The sequence below is a fragment of the Variovorax sp. 54 genome (genome assembly GCF_002754375.1).
Taxonomy (GTDB): Bacteria; Pseudomonadota; Gammaproteobacteria; order Burkholderiales; family Burkholderiaceae_C; genus Variovorax.
The window spans coordinates 1,322,365-1,339,862 of the sequence record NZ_PEFF01000001.1 but is presented as its reverse complement, the minus strand read 5'-3'; the positions used below and the strand labels follow the sequence as shown (position 1 = coordinate 1,339,862).

17 protein-coding genes are annotated in these 17,498 nt (G+C 68.6%); 10 read left to right on the top strand and 7 right to left on the bottom strand.

The window, feature by feature from the left end; genetic code table 11:
• Positions 1-20: 20 nt before the first annotated feature.
• The 6 genes from CLU95_RS05885 to CLU95_RS05860 all read left to right on the top strand — a co-directional run bounded on the left by CLU95_RS05885 (position 21) and on the right by CLU95_RS05860 (position 6,679).
• Entirely contained in the window at positions 21-485 is a 465-nt protein-coding gene (locus tag CLU95_RS05885) for a Fur family transcriptional regulator (protein ID WP_099791295.1), read from the top strand.
• A gap of 101 nt (positions 486-586) precedes the next feature.
• Complete coding sequence (gene ykgO / locus CLU95_RS05880; RefSeq protein ID WP_013542562.1) at positions 587-736, top strand: type B 50S ribosomal protein L36; 150 nt, start codon at positions 587-589, stop codon at positions 734-736.
• A gap of 118 nt (positions 737-854) precedes the next feature.
• On the top strand, positions 855-1,559 hold the full coding sequence (locus tag CLU95_RS05875; protein WP_099791293.1) for an ABC transporter ATP-binding protein: 705 nt from the start codon (positions 855-857) through the stop codon (positions 1,557-1,559).
• 4 nt (positions 1,560-1,563) lie between these two features.
• Positions 1,564-2,964 (top strand): ABC transporter permease subunit, encoded by a 1,401-nt coding sequence (locus tag CLU95_RS05870; protein WP_180288554.1) that lies wholly within the window; start codon positions 1,564-1,566, stop codon positions 2,962-2,964.
• 15 nt (positions 2,965-2,979) lie between these two features.
• Positions 2,980-4,455, top strand: a complete 1,476-nt coding sequence (locus CLU95_RS05865) for an ABC transporter permease subunit (RefSeq protein WP_099791291.1) — start codon at positions 2,980-2,982, stop codon at positions 4,453-4,455.
• A gap of 37 nt (positions 4,456-4,492) precedes the next feature.
• Positions 4,493-6,679 (top strand): TonB-dependent receptor, encoded by a 2,187-nt coding sequence (locus CLU95_RS05860; protein ID WP_099791289.1) that lies wholly within the window; start codon positions 4,493-4,495, stop codon positions 6,677-6,679.
• A 282-nt stretch (positions 6,680-6,961) separates the two neighbouring features.
• On the opposite strand, the gene CLU95_RS05855 is transcribed toward CLU95_RS05860, so the two are convergent.
• Positions 6,962-8,593 carry a DUF4139 domain-containing protein gene (locus tag CLU95_RS05855; protein WP_099791287.1) on the bottom strand — a complete coding sequence of 544 codons (1,632 nt, stop codon included), beginning with the start codon at positions 8,591-8,593 and terminating at the stop codon, positions 6,962-6,964.
• A 237-nt stretch (positions 8,594-8,830) separates the two neighbouring features.
• On the opposite strand from CLU95_RS05855, the gene CLU95_RS05850 reads away from it, so the two are divergent.
• Positions 8,831-9,274: a PaaI family thioesterase gene (locus CLU95_RS05850; protein WP_099791285.1), complete on the top strand. Its 444-nt coding sequence runs from the start codon at positions 8,831-8,833 to the stop codon at positions 9,272-9,274.
• Here CLU95_RS05850 and CLU95_RS05845 read toward each other — a convergent pair.
• Complete coding sequence (locus CLU95_RS05845) at positions 9,195-10,448, bottom strand: acyltransferase family protein (protein WP_099791283.1); 1,254 nt, start codon at positions 10,446-10,448, stop codon at positions 9,195-9,197. The two genes, CLU95_RS05850 and CLU95_RS05845, sit on opposite strands and share 80 nt — an antisense overlap.
• Positions 10,449-10,604: 156 nt before the next feature.
• On the opposite strand from CLU95_RS05845, the gene CLU95_RS05840 reads away from it, so the two are divergent.
• Together CLU95_RS05840 and CLU95_RS05835 are read left to right on the top strand one after the other, a co-directional pair.
• On the top strand, positions 10,605-11,567 hold the full coding sequence (locus tag CLU95_RS05840) for a LytTR family DNA-binding domain-containing protein (protein ID WP_099791281.1): 963 nt from the start codon (positions 10,605-10,607) through the stop codon (positions 11,565-11,567).
• 170 nt (positions 11,568-11,737) lie between these two features.
• A complete protein-coding gene (locus CLU95_RS05835) occupies positions 11,738-12,940 on the top strand; it encodes an ammonium transporter (RefSeq protein WP_099791279.1) in 1,203 nt (400 codons plus the stop codon).
• Positions 12,941-12,969: 29 nt separating this feature from the next.
• Here the strand turns inward: CLU95_RS05835 and CLU95_RS05830 are convergent, their stop codons facing one another.
• Complete coding sequence (locus CLU95_RS05830) at positions 12,970-14,127, bottom strand: Fic family protein (protein WP_257214545.1); 1,158 nt, start codon at positions 14,125-14,127, stop codon at positions 12,970-12,972.
• A gap of 140 nt (positions 14,128-14,267) precedes the next feature.
• Here CLU95_RS05830 and CLU95_RS05825 point away from each other — a divergent pair, with 140 nt between their 5' ends.
• Entirely contained in the window at positions 14,268-15,203 is a 936-nt protein-coding gene (locus CLU95_RS05825; protein WP_099791275.1) for a succinylglutamate desuccinylase/aspartoacylase domain-containing protein, read from the top strand.
• 67 nt (positions 15,204-15,270) lie between these two features.
• Here the strand turns inward: CLU95_RS05825 and CLU95_RS05820 are convergent, their stop codons facing one another.
• From CLU95_RS05820 to CLU95_RS05805, 4 genes are read right to left on the bottom strand one after another with little or no spacing between them, the layout of a single operon-like run.
• The gene (locus tag CLU95_RS05820; protein ID WP_099791273.1) at positions 15,271-15,630 is read right to left on the bottom strand and encodes a HepT-like ribonuclease domain-containing protein; all 360 of its coding nucleotides are present in this window, start codon (positions 15,628-15,630) and stop codon (positions 15,271-15,273) included.
• Positions 15,627-15,917, bottom strand: a complete 291-nt coding sequence (locus CLU95_RS05815; RefSeq protein ID WP_099791271.1) for a nucleotidyltransferase family protein — start codon at positions 15,915-15,917, stop codon at positions 15,627-15,629. Before CLU95_RS05815 ends, CLU95_RS05820 begins: the two co-directional genes overlap by 4 nt.
• A gap of 33 nt (positions 15,918-15,950) precedes the next feature.
• Positions 15,951-16,850: a peptidoglycan DD-metalloendopeptidase family protein gene (locus tag CLU95_RS05810; protein ID WP_373668326.1), complete on the bottom strand. Its 900-nt coding sequence runs from the start codon at positions 16,848-16,850 to the stop codon at positions 15,951-15,953.
• Between the two features lie 43 nt (positions 16,851-16,893).
• Positions 16,894-17,457: an rRNA large subunit pseudouridine synthase E gene (locus CLU95_RS05805; protein WP_099791267.1), complete on the bottom strand. Its 564-nt coding sequence runs from the start codon at positions 17,455-17,457 to the stop codon at positions 16,894-16,896.
• Positions 17,458-17,498: the final 41 nt, after the last annotated feature.

Below are 17,498 nucleotides of genomic sequence, written 5' to 3'. Positions count from 1 at the left end.
GCCACCTCTATCATCGAGACATGCAACGTCTCACGCGCCAGCGCAACGCCGTTTTCTCCGCCTTCAGCGACGCCGGTCGCGTGCTGACCGCCCCCCAGATTCTTGAACACGCACGGGCCATCGTGCCCGAGATCAGCCTGTCGACGGTGTACCGCCAGGTCGCGCTGCTGCTGGCTGACGGCGAGATCGCCAAGGTCGAACTGCCGGGCGAGCCGGCGCGCTACGAAGTGGCCTGCAAGACCGACCCGCACGACCACCCTTCGCACGGTGCAGGCGAGGGCGGCGATGCAGGGCATCACCACCATCACTACTTCCATTGCTCGCACTGCGGGCAGGTGTTCCTGCTGCACGCCTGCCCGGGGCCGATGCACGACCTGGCGCCCAAGGGTTTCCAGGTGACGCACCACGAGGTGACGCTGCACGGCCTGTGCGCGGTGTGCGTCGAGGCCGGAGCGAAAGCCCCCAAGGCGCATCCGCCGCACTGACGACGACAGGAGCTCGGGTGCCGGGCAGTTCACAAAGTTATTGAGAATGAATTCTCAATAACGTATATTCGCGTGTCCGAACGAACTCCCTGGTCACGTCCATGCAAGTCCTGTCCTCGCTCAAAGAAGCCAAGAAGCGCCACCGCGATTGCCAGGTGGTGACGCGGCGCGGCCGCACCTACGTCATCTGCAAGTCCAACCCGCGCTTCAAGGCGCGGCAGGGCGGCGCAAAGAACAAGAACAAGCGCTGACGCGCGGCGGCCCAGCAGCCACCTTCCATCCCCCCTCGATGACCGCATCGGCGTGCCCACGCCGGGGCGTGCCTGCGCGCGCCTTTTCCTTTTCTTCTTCCATCGGAATCCCTCCGCCATGCTCCGAGCCTCCGGCCTCACCAAACGCTACGGCGCGCACACCGCGCTCGACCGTCTCGACCTCGACATTCGCGGCGGCGACATCTACTGCCTGCTGGGTGCCAACGGCGCGGGCAAGACGACGACCATCAACCTGTTCCTGAACTTCATCGCACCGACCGACGGCACGGTGGAGATCAACGGCACCGACGTCACGCGCCATCCGGTTGCGACCAAGCAGGACGTGGCGTACATCCCCGAGCAGGTCACGCTGTACGGCACGCTCTCGGGCCTGGAAAATCTGCGCTTCTTCGCCGGCCTCGCACTGGGCCACGAGCTGCCGCGCGATCGCCTGCTCGCGCTGATGACCGAGGTGGGGCTCGACCACGCGGCTGCCGACAAGCGCGTCAGCATGTACTCCAAGGGCATGCGGCAGAAGGTGTGGATCGCGGTGGCGCTCGCCAAGCAGGCCAAGGCGCTGCTGCTCGACGAGCCCACCTCGGGGCTCGACCCGCACGCCGCCGCCGAGTTCTCCGACCTGCTGCGCCGCGCGGCCGACCGCGGCGTGGCCGTGCTCACCACCACGCACGACCTGTTCCACGCACAGCAGACCGCCACGCGCGTCGGAATCATGAAGCGCGGCCGGCTGGTCGAAAGCCTCGAAGGCGCGCAGATCGGCCAGACCGACCTGCAGTCGCTCTACCTGCAACACATGAGGGCCTGATCAGATGCTGATGCACTGGATCGCCCGACGCGAATTCACCGAACGCCTGCGCGACGGCCGCCTGTACTGGGCCGGCGGTCTCGTGGCCGTGCTGCTCTTCACCGCACTGGCCGTCGGCTGGGCGCACCAGCGCGGCGCGCATGCCGAGCAGGTCGCCGCACAGGCCATGGACTACCGCGACTGGCTGCACCAGGACAAGCGCCACCCGCACGACGCCGCGCACCAGGGCATGCATGCCTTCAAGCCCGAGCCGCCGCTGTCGATGGTCGATGCGGGCATCAACCCCTACATCGGCAGCACCGTGTGGCTGCAGGCGCACCGCCAGAGCGAGGTCAAGTTCAATGCCGCGCAGGACGCGACCGGCCTGCAGCGCTTCGGCAACCTGTCGGTGGGCTGGATATTGCAGGTGCTCGGCCCGCTGCTGGTGATCGTGCTGGGCTTCAATGCCTTCGCGGGCGAGCGCGAGCAGGGCATCCTGCGCCAGACGCTGAGCCTGGGTGTGGCGCCGCTGCGGTTGCTGGCCGGCAAGGCGCTTGCGCTGTCGGCGCTGCTTGCGGTGCTGTTGGTGCCGGCGGCGCTGGTCGCGGCCGTTGCCGTGGCGGTGGGCGCGGAACCGGGCGGGCGCATCGATGCGCTGCTGCGGCTGGGCGCGTGGTCGCTGGGCTACGCGGTGTACCTCGGCATCTTCGTGTTCCTCGTGCTGGGCGTGTCGGCGCTGTCGGCCACCTCGCGCATGGCGATCACCGTGCTGCTCGCGCTGTGGATCGGGCAGGCTGTGATGGCGCCGCGCGTGCTCTCCGAACTCTCGCGCACGTGGTTCCCGAGCCCGACGCGGCTCGAGTTCAACAAAGCGCTCGGTGCGGAGCTCAAGGCCGTGTCGAACCAGGTCTGGCAGCAGAACTTCGGCACCACCGAACGCTGGGGGCGCGACGTGCCGCTGAGCAAATGGGGCATTGCGCTGCGCCTGGACGACCAGGCCTCGTACCCCGTGTACGACCGCCACTACGGCCGCCTGTGGGACACCTGGGAACAGCAGCAGAAAGTGCAGGAGTGGAGCGGCCTGCTGCTGCCGCTGCTCGCCGTGCGCAGCTTCTCGATGGGCATGGCGGGCACCGACTTCTCGCACCACCGCCGCTTCACCACGGCGGCCGAACTGCACCGCCGCAACATCCAGGACCTGATGAGCAAGGACCTCGTGGCGCATGCCGATCCGCTCGGCGACCGCCACTTTTCCTACCAGGCCACGGCCGACCTCTGGGCCACCGTGCCGCCCTTCGACTACCACCCGCCCGGGGCGGGGTGGGCGCTGCGGCACCAGGCGCGCAGCTTTCTCGTGCTGTGCGTCGGCCTGCTGCTCGCGGCGGCGTTCGCGGCCTTCGCCACCCTGCGCCAGCGCGCGCTCTGAGAGGGGATGCCACCCATGTCCATCCATCCTCCCCAAGGCCGTCGCCTGCTGGCCGTGATGCGCCAGGAAGTCCGTTTGATGCTCACCGAACGCGGCCTCTGGGTCGTCGGCGCGCTGTTCCTTTTGCTCGTGGCCTATGCGTTGGGCAACGGCCTGCTGCAGACCGCCAAGCGCGACCGCGCGCAGGCGGCGGTGGCGCAGGCCGACCGCGACACCCGCACCGCGCAGCGCACGCTGCTCGAAGCCATCTTCGCCGGCACCGCACAGCCCACGCCCTTCGAGAACCCGGCCGACCCGTCGCGCATGGCGAGCGGCTACGGCGGCCAGCACGTGCTGCTGCCGACCGCGCCGCTGGGCCCGGTCGCGCTGGGGCAGAGCGACCTGTTCCCGAGTCAGTACAAGGTCACGAACCAGAGCCGTGTCGTGTTCATGAACCCCAGCGACATCGAGAACCCGTGGCACCTGTTGAGCGGGCATTTCGACTTGGCCTTCGTCATCGTCTACCTGCTGCCGCTCTTGATCTTTGCGCTCAGCTACAACCTGCTGTCGGCCGAGCGCGAGAACGGCACCTTGCGCCTGCTGCTGTCGCAACCGCTGCGGCTGCGCACGTTGCTCGCGGGCAAGCTCACGGTGCGCGCGGCGGTGCTGCTGGGGCCGGCCGTGCTGCTGCCGGTGGCGGTGCTGTGGATCGCGCGCTATGCAGGGCTCACGGCGGGCGACGCGGGCAGCACCACGCTGTGGTGGGCGCTGCTGGTCGGCGCCTACGCGCTGTTCTGGTTTGCGCTGGTGGTGGCGGTGAATGCCTTCGGCGCCTCGTCGGCGACGAACGCGATGGTGCTGGTCATCGCCTGGGTGCTGCTGGTGCTGGTCGCGCCGGTGCTGCTCAACCTGGCCGTCACGCAGGCCAGCCCCGCGCCCTCGCGCACCGAGCTGGCCACGCGCCAGCGCGTGGTCACGGCCGAGGCGATGAAACGCTACCAGGACCTGCTGGGCACCGAGTACCAGCACGTAGGGCAGGGCGCCATCCTCGTGCCGCGCGACGGCAAGATCGAGATCGCCGGCCGCTCGCTGGCCAACTACCGCATCCAGCGCGAGGTCGATGAGGCGATCCGCCCCGCGCTCGCGCGCTTCGATGCACAGCAGGCGCAACAGCAGGCGCTGCTGGGCCGCTTCGGCGCCGTGTCGCCAGCGGCCGTGGCCTACGAAGGCATGACCGCGCTGGCCGGCAACGGCGCGCGCCGCCATGCGCGCTTCGACGCGCAGACCGTGGCGCACCACGACGCGTGGAAGGGTTTCTTCTTCCCGCGCATCGATGCGCGCGACGCACTCGTGCCGGCCGACTTCGACCGCATGCCCACTTTCGCATGGCACGAGGAGCCCGCCGACCTCGTGCGCGGGCAGGCCGCGCTGGCCGTGCTGCAACTGCTGGTGCCGAGCCTGCTGCTGTTCGGCCTCGCGGCCTGGCGGCTGCGGCGTTTCTCGGTCGCCTGATGCATCGCCTTTTCCATTTCCTTCACTGCACCGTTCCATGACCCCGTTCACCCGCACCGCCGTCGCGCTGGCCGCCTTCACCGCTTTCCAGGTTGCCTCCGCACAAGGCAGCAGCAATGCCGAACTCGGCACCGTCACCATCGAAGGCAGCCGCGACGCGAACAGCCTGCACCTCGATGATTCGAGCAGCACCGCCTCGCGCCTGGGCCTGTCGGTGCGCGAGACGCCGGCCTCGGTCGAGATCCTGTCGCAGGACGCGATCCAGCAGCGCGGCGCGCGCACCTTCAGCGAAGCGCTGCGCGGCATGGCGGGCCTGTCGGGCGGCGGTCCGCCCTCGTCGCCGACCACGCTGTCGCTGCGCGGCTTCACCAGCCTCATGTACCTCTACGACGGCGTGCGCAGTTCGGGTGCGGGCGTCACCAACCGCGTGCAGGACACCTGGAACTACGAGCGCATCGAAGTGCTCAAGGGCCCGGCCTCGGTGCTCGACGGCGAGGGCGCCATCGGCGGCATCGTCAACTTCGTGACCAAGCGGCCCGACCGCAGCAACCCGCACAAGGAAGCGCTGCTCTCGTACGGCAGCTACGGCTCCACGCGCGCGGCCTTCGGCTTCGGCGGCGCGCTGGGCGAGGCCAGCGCCTACCGGCTCGACTACAGCCGCAACGACACCCAGGTGGGCACCATCGACCGCAACGGCGAGCGCATCGACCACTTCACGAGCGGCCTGCTGGTGGACCTGGGCGGCTCGGTGAAGCTCGACCTGTCGTTCGACTACCTGCGCGACGACAACGACGCCTACTGGGGCACGCCGCTCGTGCCGCGCAGCTTCGCCACGCAACCCACCAACGTCGTCAGCACGCCCGACGGCCGCGTGATCGACCGGCGCATGGCGCGCACCAACTACAACGTGCGCGACGACGAGAACTCCTCAGAAACCTACTGGCTGCGCGCACGCCTCACGGGTCAGCTAAACAGCGGCTGGTCGTGGCGCAACGAGTTCTCGGCCAACCAGTCGAAGCGCATGTTCCGCAATTCCGAAAGCGCCACCTTCGTGCCGCCGGCCAGCATCGCGCGCGACCAGACGCTCATCACGCACGACCAGGACTTCTGGCTCGACCGCTTCGACGCCACGCACAAGGGAAAGATCGCCGGGCTGGACAACCGCTTCGTCGTCGGCGGCGAGTACAGCGAGACGCGCTTCGGCAGCCAGCGCCGCTTCTCGAACAGCAGCGCCGCCACCGCCATGCAACTGCGCGTGCCGGTGTTCGACCCGTACACCGGCTACTTCGACGACAACCCCGCGCTGACCACCGGCGCGGGCAACCGCGCCGACACCTTCTCGCGCGTGAAGGTCGCCTCGGTCTTCGTGGAAGACGCGCTCAAGCCGATGCGCGACCTCACGCTGGTCGGCGGCCTGCGCCACGACCGCACCGAGGTCGACCGCCGCATCTGGGACCTGAACGCGGGCAGCGTCGCGCGCTTCGGCGCGAGCTACCGCGCCACCTCGGGGCGCATCGGCGCGGTGTACGACCTGTCGCCGCAGTCGAGCCTGTACGCGCAGTACACCAACGCCACGCTGCCGGTGGGTTCGCTGTTCCTGCTCTCGGCGTCGAACGCCGCGTTCCCGATGTCGCGCGGCAAGCAGGCCGAGGTGGGCTTCAAGCAGAGCCTGCCCGCAGCCAACCTGGAGTGGACCGCGGCGCTGTACAAGATCGAACTCGACAACGTGCTCTCGCGCGACCCGAACAACGCCGCCACCACCGTGAACAATGGCCGCCAGTCGTCGCGCGGCCTCGAGCTGTCGGCCGTGTGGAAGCCCACGCGCGAATGGACGCTGGCGGGCAACCTCGCGGCGCTCGATGCGCGCTTCGACACGCTGGTCGAAGCCGGCAACGTCTCGCGCGTAGGAAAGACCCCGCCGAACGTGCCCGAGCGCATGGCCAACATCTTCGCCACCTACCGGCCCGACGGCTCGAAGTTCGAGTACTTCGCGTCGTTGAACCACACGGGGCCGATGTACACCGACAACGCCAACCAGATCCGCATCAACGGCTTCACGACGGTGGATGCGGCCGTGAGCTATCGCTTGAAGAATGCGCTGCTGAGTTTTCGTGTGCGCAATCTGACGGACCGGCTCTACGCGACATGGACTGGTCGTGCCGCGAGCCAGGTGTTGCTGGCGCCGCGGCGGACCTTCGAGGTGTCAGCGAAGTTTGATTTTTGAAGGGCTGAGTGTTCAGGGCGGCGCTCCCGCCGACGGGGAGCCTTGCTCCGCGAATGTCCCCCGGGGCTTCGCCCCTCCTCCTTGATTTCGCTGCGCAAGGCACCCCATCGACGTGAGCGGTGGACAGTGCAGTCGTTGATCGGCTGAACACCAGCGCTGCGTCCCGTGCGCAGGGCACTGGGTGCTTCCCGCAGCGAAATCAAGGAGGAGGGGCGAAGCCCCGGGGGACATTCGCGGAGGGAAGTACCCGGTGGCCTGTGCACACGCCCTGAACACACGCCATCAGCGCATCTGCAACCGCGCATCCTTCGGATACCCGATCGTGTAGTCCGCCGACACGCGCGCCGTCTGCCCCGCGTCGAGGTCGAAGCGCCACATCGCCAGACCCGGCTGCTTGTTCCACGCCTGATCGGCAGGTTGCGGTGCAAAGCGCGTGGTCACCCGCACCTGCTCGTCGACCGACACCGGCGCGGCCTCCAGCACCTGCACGGCGATCGGCGTGCGGTGACGGTTCTCGACCACGTAGGCGCGCTGCACCTGACGCTCGGCGCGCGAGCCGGCGAAGCCGCCCGAACCCTGGTTGTCGCGCTCGGGCTCGACCTGCACGCGCACCAGTTCGTCGCGGCCGAACGAGAGCGTGAGCTTCGCGTCGCTCGGCGCATTCCAGCGACCCTGGCCGACGAAGTTGCCGTCGCGGTACAGCTGCATCGGGCCGGCCGGCCACACGCCCGTGGGCTGTGCCATCTCGGCGACCAGGAAGGCGCTCGGGTCCACGCGCGGGCTGGTGCGTGCAGCGAGCTGCGCCGTGTCTTCGTGCTGGCCCAGCGCCAGCGTCACGCGCTGGCCGTTGGAAGGAATGTCGATGCTTTGCGGCACGGCAAATTCGGTGGCGAAGCTGTTGTCGAACACGCTCACGTCGAACAGCGGCTCGCGGGCGCGCTCCATGGCCATCTTGCGGTCGGCGGCGATGGCGGCCGGCGCGGCGGCGGGCATCGGCGCGGCCATGTACGCCATGTCGGCGTTCGTGCGCGGCGGCGGCTCGATGCCGATGCGCCATGCGCTCGGCGTGCGCCCCGTGGTCTCGCGGCGCGGCTGGCCGGTGGAGAGCACCAGCTTCACGCCGCGCCAGTCTTCGCCCGTGGCCTGCGCCACCAGCGCCTGGCGCTCGATGCGCACCTTGCGCGTCGTGGTGTCGAGCAGCGCGCGGTAGCTCGGCGTCCAGCCCGGGCCGTTGACCTGGTAGCTGAGCTTCACCTCGGCGTCGGCACTCGCGGCCAGCGTGACGGTCACCGCCGTCACCTGCGCACCCTGGCCCTGCGTGCGGCCACGCTCGGCCAGCAGCGGCTTGAGCTGGCGGTCGAGGTCGGTCTGGCGGCGCTGGATCTGGTGCTGCTTGAGCAGCGCGTCCTGGCCCGAACGGCGCATCGCGTCGGTCACGGCCGTGAGGTTGCGCGCGTCCATCGGCGCACGCGCGCCGGGGCCCGACTCGCCACCCGACAGTCCCTTGAGATAACCCGTGACCATGCCCAGCGCATCGGTCTCGGCCTGCAGCGCGGCCTTCTGGTCTTCGAGCTCGCGGATGCGGCCGTCGAGCGCGCTGGTGGCGCAGTTCGCCGAAAGCTCGCGCGCCTCGCTGAGCACCGAGGTCTCGCCCACGCGCACCGCCGCGCCGGCGGACACCTGCAGGCTCTGCACGTCGAGCCCGGCCGGCAGGCAGGCAAAAGTGACCGAGCGGCTGCCGGCCGCGACGCGCGCCACGCGCTCCACCGTGGCACTGCCGGGGTAGACCTTGACCTGCGTGATGCGCGAGGCATCGGCCTGCAGCTGCGCGTGGGCGCCGGCGCCCGCGGTCAGCCAGAGGGCGGCGATGGCGGTGGCGCGCAGGAGGGGACGGGCGGAGAACGGTGTGTGCATGGAAAGCCTTCCGGAAGAAAGTCAGTGACGAATCTCTGCTTCTACGGACGAGGCGGGCGAACGGGGTTAAGGCGTTGCCAAGTTTTTTTGGTGACGCCGATGTGACGCGGGCGTGCTGCTGTCGCGCATGCATCTGCCGGCGGCGAATCGGTCACCCAAGAGACGGCGCGCGGCGGCCCGGCTTTCTAGAGTCGGCCTCACTTTCCATCCATTGATTCATCTGAGAGGACACGCACCATGCTCGACACGATCCAGGCCATCAACCGTTCGGCCGCCTTCAACCGCTGGGCCGGCTTCGACGTCACACAGGCCGCCGACGGGCAGGCCGAACTGCGCATGCAATGGCGCGAGGAAGACATGGGCCAGTACACCGGCTTCCTGCACGCGGGCATGATCGCCGCGCTGCTCGACACCGTGAGCGGCTTCGCGGCCGCCACCGTGGCGGGCCGCGTGCTGGCCTCGCACTTCTCGGTCAACTGCATCTCGCCCGCCATTGGCGAGGCCTTCGTGGCGCGCGGGCGTGTGGTGAGGGCGGGTCGCAAGCAGGTGTTCGTCGGGGCTGAGTTGTTCGCGCAGCCTGCCGGTCAGGGCGACGACGCGCTCAAGCTCGTGGCGACGGCGAATGCCATCCTGGTGCCGGTGGACGAGGCGTCGACGACGCCGAAGCAGGCTGCTGCGTAACCACCATCGGCTCGGGCTTGCGTTTGAGCCCGAACAACGGCCGCAGCCAGCCGACGCGGCGGATCAGCCCGTCGGTCAACAACCAGCAGCCGGCGATCGTCACGGCGACCAGCACCATCGGCTCCCACACCGGGCCCAGCGCGAGCGGTGCCAGCAGCGCCACGCCCGCGACGATCAGCGTCTGGTGCAGCACGTACCAGGGGTAGACCGACTCGTTGGCCCAGCGCAGCCACGGCCAGGGGCGGTTCAGGTAGCGGTGGCCATGGCCCAGGATGGTGGCGACCGCGAGCCACAGGTAGGCATTGCGCAGCACGTCCATCAACAGCCCCGTGGGCGGCGCCTTGGCCCCGACGCGCAGCGCGATGAACGTGCCGATCGCCGCCACCGCCAGCAGCAGCGACACGCGGCGCAGCCGTTCGAGCTCGCGCCAGATACCCGTGTCCACGCCCATCCAGTAGCCGTAGAGGAACACGGTGAAGTAGATGCTGTGCAGGTGGAAGTCCCACACCAGGTTGTGCGTGGCCGGGAAGTGCCGGGCCAACAGCACCGTCCACACCACGAGCGGCAGCGCGGGCAGCACCAGCAGCTGCCAGCCGCGCAGCCCGTTGAAGCGCTGGCGCACCCACTGCCCGGCGGCCGAGCGCCACAGCGGCAGCATCAGCGCGACCAGCGCCGTGTAGAGAAACAGGTAGGGCAGGTACCAGAGGTGGTTCCAGGTGATGCCGAACTCCGCCCCCGCGAACGCCCCCTTGGGCCACGGCGCACCCATCGACAGGTAGCGCAGCAGGAAGGCGCCGAAGCCCGGCGCCACCAGCCCGCGCGCCACGCCTTCGGCATAGGCCTGGTAGGGCACGACCACCGCCATGCCGAAGGCCAGCGGCAGCATCAACCGCAGGCCCCGGCTGCGCAGCAGCCCCCAGGTGCCCTGGCCTCGGCTCAGGAAGCCCAGTGACACGCCCGAGATGAGAAACACCAGGTCCATGCGCCACAGGTTCAGCACCCGCATCGGCCACGGCAGCCACTCGGCCGCGTGCGGGCTTTTCAGGTGCCAGGGCCAGTCGGCCACGTAGTACATGCCCACGTGATAGACGATGACGAGCAGGAAGGCGAGGGCGCGCAGGGCGTCGATGTCGTGGCGGCGCGGGTCGGCCGGGTGGGTGGGTGCGGTGGTCATTGCAAGCGCCTCGAAGCGAAGAAGCCGCGATGCTCGGGTCCGCAGCCCCGGCTGGGGTCGGTGAGGGGACGGATCGCCCCCGCTTTGTGACGAGCGGTGCCCCGCAGGGACGAAATGGGCCGACCCCGGGGGCCTGTTTTCGCGAGAATTCCCCGCATGCGAGACCCGCACAAGAACCTGTACGAACGCTACGAGCCGATCCGACGGTACGTGGAGGTGGGTTTCTGGATCGTGGTCATGGCGGTGCAGGCCGTGTTCAACACCTCGGTGGCGCTGGTCGATGCAGGGCGGCGCGCCGTGCCGCACGCCACCTGGGAGATTCTGGTGTGGGAGGGTTCCAGCCACCTCGTGCTGCTGGCGCTGGTGCCGGGCATCGTGGCGGTCGAGCGCTGGCTGTCGCCGCTGCCGCGCAGGCACCTGCTGCGCTACCTGGTGGGGCATGCGGTGGCCAGCGTGGTCTTCAGCGTGGTGCACGTGGTGGCCATGTTCGCGCTGCGCGCGCTGGCCTACGCAGCGGTCGGCGAGCGCTACGACTTCGCGGACTGGCGCGGCCAGTGGGGCTACGAATACCTGAAGGACGTGCGCGCGTACGCGTCGATGGTCTTCGGCATCTGGGCCTATCGGCTGTTCATGCTGCGGCTGCAGGGGGAGGCACGGGTGCTCGATGCGCCGGAGGACGCAGGGGCGGCCGAGGCCGCGGTGCCGCTGGTGGCAGCCGGGCCGCCCACCGACGCTGCCATGCCTCCCGCGCCCGCTGTCGAAGCGCCGCCGGCGCCACTGTCCGTTGTTGCCCGCCCCGAACGTTTTCTCGTGCGCAAGCTGCGCCGCGAATTCCTCATCGCCGCCACCGACATCGACTGGCTGCAGGCCGAGGGCAACTACGTCGGCCTGCACGTCAACGGCCACGACTACCTGCTGCGCGCCACGCTCACCGACTTCCTGACCCAGCTCGACCCCGCCACCTTCGTGCGCGTGCACCGCAGCCACGCGGTGAACCTGGGCCGCATCAAGGAGATCGAGCCGCTCGACGGCGGCGATGCCCGGCTGCACATGCACGACGGCACGACCGTGCCCTGCAGCCGGCGCTATCGCGACGCGCTGCGCGGCGGCGCGGGCTGAGCGCTTCGGCGCGTTCCGATCCGGTGCGCGCCCTGCGGAATCGGCCCATTCTTGGGTCGTTTCGCACCATCAAAGAGCCTCCAGGCACCATTTTTGCTTTCTTGCGCCGGCGCCCCGAGCCGTTCGGGTGCGACGCACCAAATCAAACCAAAAACCTGCAAGAAGCTCTCATGGACGCACTCAAACAGGGCGCTGATGCGCTGTTCATCCTTCTCGGCGCCATCATGGTCCTGGCCATGCATGCCGGCTTTGCCTTTCTGGAACTGGGCACCGTGCGCAAGAAGAACCAGGTCAATGCGCTGGTCAAGATCCTGGTCGACTTCTCGGTGTCGACCATCGTGTACTTCCTGGTGGGCTACGGCGTGGCCTACGGCACGCATTTCTTCGTCAGCGCCACCGAACTGTCGGCAAGAAGCGGCTACGAGCTGGTGAAGTTCTTCTTCCTGCTGACCTTCGCAGCGGCCATTCCGGCCATCATCTCGGGCGGCATCGCCGAGCGCGCCAAGTTCTGGCCGCAGCTGATCGCCACCGCGGTCATCGTCGGTTTCGTCTACCCGCTGTACGAGGGCATTGCCTGGAACAAGGCCTTCGGCATCCAGGCCTGGATCGCTTCGGTCACGGGTCATGAGTTCCATGACTTCGCCGGCTCGGTCGTCGTGCACGCCGTGGGCGGCTGGCTCGCGCTGCCGGCTGTGCTCTTGTTGGGCGCGCGCCGCAACCGCTACCGCGGCGACGGCTCGCTGAGCGCACACCCGCCGTCGAACATCCCGTTCCTGGCGCTGGGCGCGTGGGTGCTGTGCGTGGGCTGGTTCGGCTTCAACGTGATGAGCGCGCAGAGCATCGACAAGATCTCGGGCCTCGTCGCCGTCAACTCGCTGATGGCGATGGTCGGCGGCACGCTGGTGGCGCTGGCCATGGGCAAGAACGACCCCGGCTTCGTCTACAACGGCCCGCTCGCCGGCCTCGTGGCCGTGTGCGCCGGCTCCGACCTCATGCACCCGCTGGGCGCGCTCGTGGCGGGCGGCGTGGCCGGCGCCATCTTCGTCTTCATGTTCACGCGCACCCAGAACAAATGGAAGATCGACGACGTGCTCGGCGTGTGGCCGCTGCACGGCCTGTGCGGCACCTGGGGCGGCATCGCGGCCGGCATTTTCGGCACCCAGGCGCTGGGCGGCATCGGCGGCGTGAACCTGTGGGCGCAGCTCATCGGCACCTTGCTCGGCGTGGTCTGGGCGCTGATCGGCGGTGCCGTGGTGTACGGCGTGCTCAAGGCGACGATGGGGCTGCGGCTGTCGCAGGAAGAGGAATACGACGGGGCGGATCTGTCGATTCACCACATTTCTGCGACGCCGGAGCGTGAGGTGAATTGGTGAATTGATGAGTCGGTATGGGCGCAGCGGATTCAGCTGGCTTTGGCCGCGACACCGTGCGTCCACCCGGGCATGGCAAGGTAGTAGCGCACCGCCTTGCCCTGACCCATGGTGTACAGCATGCCGTTCTGCACGAGCTCCGAGAGATCCCGCGTGGCTGTCGCCTTCGACACCCGCACCATCTTCAGATACTTCTCCACATTGAGGCCGCCGAGAAAGCCTCCATCGCCGGCCTCGAGCAGCCGGCGCAGCAAGGCCCGTTGCCGCTCGTTGAGCGGGTGCTGTGCATGCCGTGCCCAGAAGCGGGAGCGCTCGAGTGACGACTGGATCACCTGGCTCGACGCGATGCAGGCCTCGCCGAACGCTTGCGCGAACCACTGCACGAAGGGGGTGACGTCTGCGTCGCCCGACTGGCCCACGGCCAACGCGTCGTAGTAGCCCTTGCGGTCTTTGAGCAGTTGCCTCGACAGGCTGAAGAGCCGTGTGGAAGCGCCTGTGTCCTGTGCCAACGCCATGTCGGCCACCGCGCGGCCGACGCGACCGTTGCCATCTTCGAACGGGTGGATGGTTTCGAACCACAGGTGCGCGATGGCGGCGCGCGCAATGCCGTCCATGCCCGCGTGCCGTGTCTGTGCAAACCATGCGAGGAAGGCGTCCATTTCGCGCGGGACGGTGGAAGAAGGAGGCGCCGTGTAGTGCACCACCTCCTTGCCGGGCAGGCCGCTCACGATCTGCATGGCATCGGCGTGATCCCGGTAACGGCCGACCGCGATGCGCCGGATGCCGGTCGTGCCGCCCGGAAAGAGCGCCGATTGCCAACGGCACAGCCGGTCTGTGTCGAGTGGTGCATCGAAGTTCGTCGTGGCGTCATGGATGACTTCGACCAACCCGTCGATGTACCGGTCGGTCGGGCCGGCATCGTCGGTGCCGAGGCGCCGCATGACCGACGAACGCACCGCGGCAAGGTCCAGCCGCTCGCCTTCGATGGCGGCGGTGGCCACGGCTTCCTGCGTCCACAGTTCCTGCTCGACGCCGACCAACCCTTCCCGGCCGATGGCTCGCGCCATGCCGTTCACTTCCCCTCGGAGTTCACGCGCGCGGAGCAGGGCCGGGCTGGCTTCGGACAGCTCGAATCGAAGCTGCGGCCAGTCGGGCTGCTGCCAGATGTAGAGCGGGGCGAAGGTGGCCATGAGCCGCATTTTAGATAAATCGGCTCAAAAAATGATTCGCAAATGTGAATTTGCGGCTCAGGGCGCTGTTTTTGGGAAGAAAGGCACAAATCTGTGACCTGTAGCAAACTCGTCCGGCCGCTCATTCCATTCCATCCCCCATGACCCAATCGCCCCCCGCCCTCGAAGTCCTCCCCCGCGACCTGTCCGCCTACCGCGAGGGCAACGTCGGCATCGACTACGTGCACCGCTTCGAGTCCGGCAAGCCCGGCCCGCACGTGCTGATCAATGCGCTGACGCACGGCAACGAGATCTGCGGCATGACCGCCGCCACGCACCTGCTCGACACCGGCGTGCGCCCGAAGATCGGCACGCTCACCATCAGCTTTGCCAACGTGGCGGCCTACGAGTCCTTCAACGAGGCGCTGCCCTTCGACAGCCGCCAGCTGGTGCACAACCTCAACCGCGTGTGGTCGCCCGAATGGCTCGACGGCAGCGAGGACAGCCCCGAGCTGAGCCGTGCCCGCGTGCTGCGCCCGGTGGTGAGCGCGGCCGACCACATCCTCGACATCCATTCCACGAGCCAGCCCGTGATCCCGTTCTGGGTGTACCCGGCCTTCGACCGCAACGCCGAGGCCGCCATGGCCATCGGCCGCCCGTCGGTGCACCTGGTGATGCCCGACGGCCTGGGCTCGGGCACGCCGCTGATCCAACACGGCCAGCATGGCAAGGCCGACGGCAAGGGCGTGGCGCTGGTGGCCGAGTGCGGCCAGCATTTCCTGCGCTCGGCCTCCGAGCTGGCCACCGCCATTTCGCTCGACTTTCTGGCGCACTTCGGCCTCATCGACAAGGACCCGGCCGTGCCCGCGCCCGGCGAGCAGCGCCGCTTCGAGCTGCTGCAGACGCACGTCATCAAGTCGGAAGACTTCGCCTTCGTGCGCCCGCTGATCGGCTTCGAGACCTTTGCCAAGGGCGAGCTGATCGCCACCAACGGCCCGGACGAAATCCGCGCGCCGTGCGACGACTGCACGATCTTCATGCCGGCGCAGCGAACGATCGTGGGGCGCGAGGCGGTGTATCTGACCAAGCCACTCTGAGGGCGGCGTTCTTCTTCAGCAGATCAGCAGGTGCCGCGGTGTTTCCGCGGTGCTGTCGCCCCCGGCGCTACGAAGACGTCAGGAGTTTTTCGATCTGTTCCCGCAGCGGCGGCAGATCGCGCAGGATGGTTTGCCAGACGATGGCGTGATCGACCGTGAAGTAGCCGTGCGCGAGCGCATTGCGCATCTCGTAGGCGAAGCGCCACGGGATGTCTGAATGCGCTGCGGCGAAGTCGGCATGGTGCTTGACGACGTTGTTGCACGCAGCACCGATGACTTCCAGGTTCCGCACCACGGCATCCTGTGTTCGGCGATCCGCGAGGTAGCCATCGAGTGTGGCACCTTGCGTGTAGTCCTGGGCGTTGTCGATGGCCTGCAGGATGTGGCCTAGGTAGTCCGGCACCCGCAGCGGATCGCCCCGACTCATACGGGCACAGCCTCGCGCAGCACCTGGTCGCGAAACTTCGGCGGCAAGCCGTTGGGCGTGAGCACATCCACTTCCATGCCCAGCAGGCACTTCAGCTCATGGCGGATGGCCCCGATGTCCATGAGCGTGGTCTGCGCCGTGGGCTCCACCAGCAGATCGAGGTCGCTGTCGACCCCGTCGTCACCTCGCAGGGCCGATCCGAAGACCCGGACGTCGCTGACATGGTGGCTCAGCGCAATCTCGCGAATGCGATCGCGATGGCGGGACAGAGCTTCGGAGGGGCGCATCTTGCGCAGTGTAGTGCCGGTGATTCTTCAGTCTCAACCCGCAACGAACAACGCCGGGTCCACCATCGTCCGATTCAGCATCACCCCCCAATGCAGGTGCGGCCCGGTCACCCGTCCCGTCGCGCCCACAGCGGCCAGCGGCTCGCCGGCCTTGAGCACGTCGCCGACCTTCACGTCCCAGCGGCTCAGGTGGCAGTACATCGTCAGCAGGCCGCCGCCGTGGTCGAGCCAGACGGTGCCGCCGGGCAAGAGGTAGTCGCCGGTGTCGATCACCCTGCCGGCCAGCGGCGCGAGCACGGGCGTGCCGGTGCCGGCCGCGATGTCCATGCCGCTGTGCGGATTGCGCGACTGGCCGTTGAACACGCGGCGCAGGCCGAACGAGCTGGAGCGGCGGCCCGGCACGGGCACGCGCATCTGCAGCGCGGTGTCGGGGCGCAGGTCGGTGAGCGTGGCCATCACGCCGGTCAGGTGATCGCGCTCCTTGTTGTAGCGGGCCTGGTCCTCGGGCGACAGGTCGACCCTGCGCGGCGCCACCGTCAGGCGTTGTTCGCGGTACTGCTTCGGGGCCACGGTGTAGGCGATCTGGCGATCGGGCTTGCCCTCGGCGCGCACGCTGATGCTGGCTTCGCCGGGTGAGGTGGCGAGCGGAATGCCGACCAGCGCGGTCCATTCGATCGGATCGCCGAGCACCAACACGGGCACGTCACCGGCAAAGGCCTTGGGGCGCGTGGCCGCCGGGCCGAGCGACAGGCGGGCAACGCCGCCGGGCACCAGCAAGGCATGCGGCCAGACGTCGGGCGACTGCGGCTTGTTGTTTTTCTTGGCCGGGGTCGCGGCACCGGCCGGCAGCGCCAGCAAGCCGAGGGCGCCGAGCACGGCGCTGCGACGGTTCAATGCGGCAGAGGAGGGGAGGTCGGAGAAAGGAAGGTTCATGTGCATGGACAGGATTCGAATGAAGAGTTGGTGGTGCGGCGGCTCAGCCGCCGTTCTGTTCCAGCCAGGTTCCGGGCGCCAGTCCGTCGAGCGTGTAAGGCCCGATGGCGGCGCGGATGAGGCGCAACGTCGGCAGCCCCACGGCCGCCGTCATGCGCCGCACCTGGCGGTTGCGGCCTTCGCTGATCGCCAGCTCCAGCCACGCGGTGGGAATGAGCTTGCGCTCGCGGATGGGGGGCTCGCGGTTCCACACGGCGGGCGGCGGATCGAGCAGGCGCGCTGTTGCGGGGCGTGTGGGGCCGTCGTTGAGCTGCACGCCGTTGCGCAGCGCCGCCAGCGCCTCGTCGGTCGGCACGCCCTCCACCTGCACCCAGTAGGTCTTCTCCATCTTGAAGCGCGGATCGGCGATGCGCGCCTGGAGCTTGCCGTCGTCGGTGAGCAGCAGCAGGCCTTCGCTGTCGGCATCGAGCCGGCCGGCGACGTAGACACCGGGGAGGTCGATGAAGTCCTTCAGGCCGCGCCAACGGCCCTCGGGCGTGAACTGGCTGAGGACGCCGTAGGGTTTGTTGAAGCGGATGAGGCGGGAAGAAGAGCTCGGAGCGTTCATGAACCGACAGGATAGCCGGGGTCTGCAAGCGCCCGGCGCAT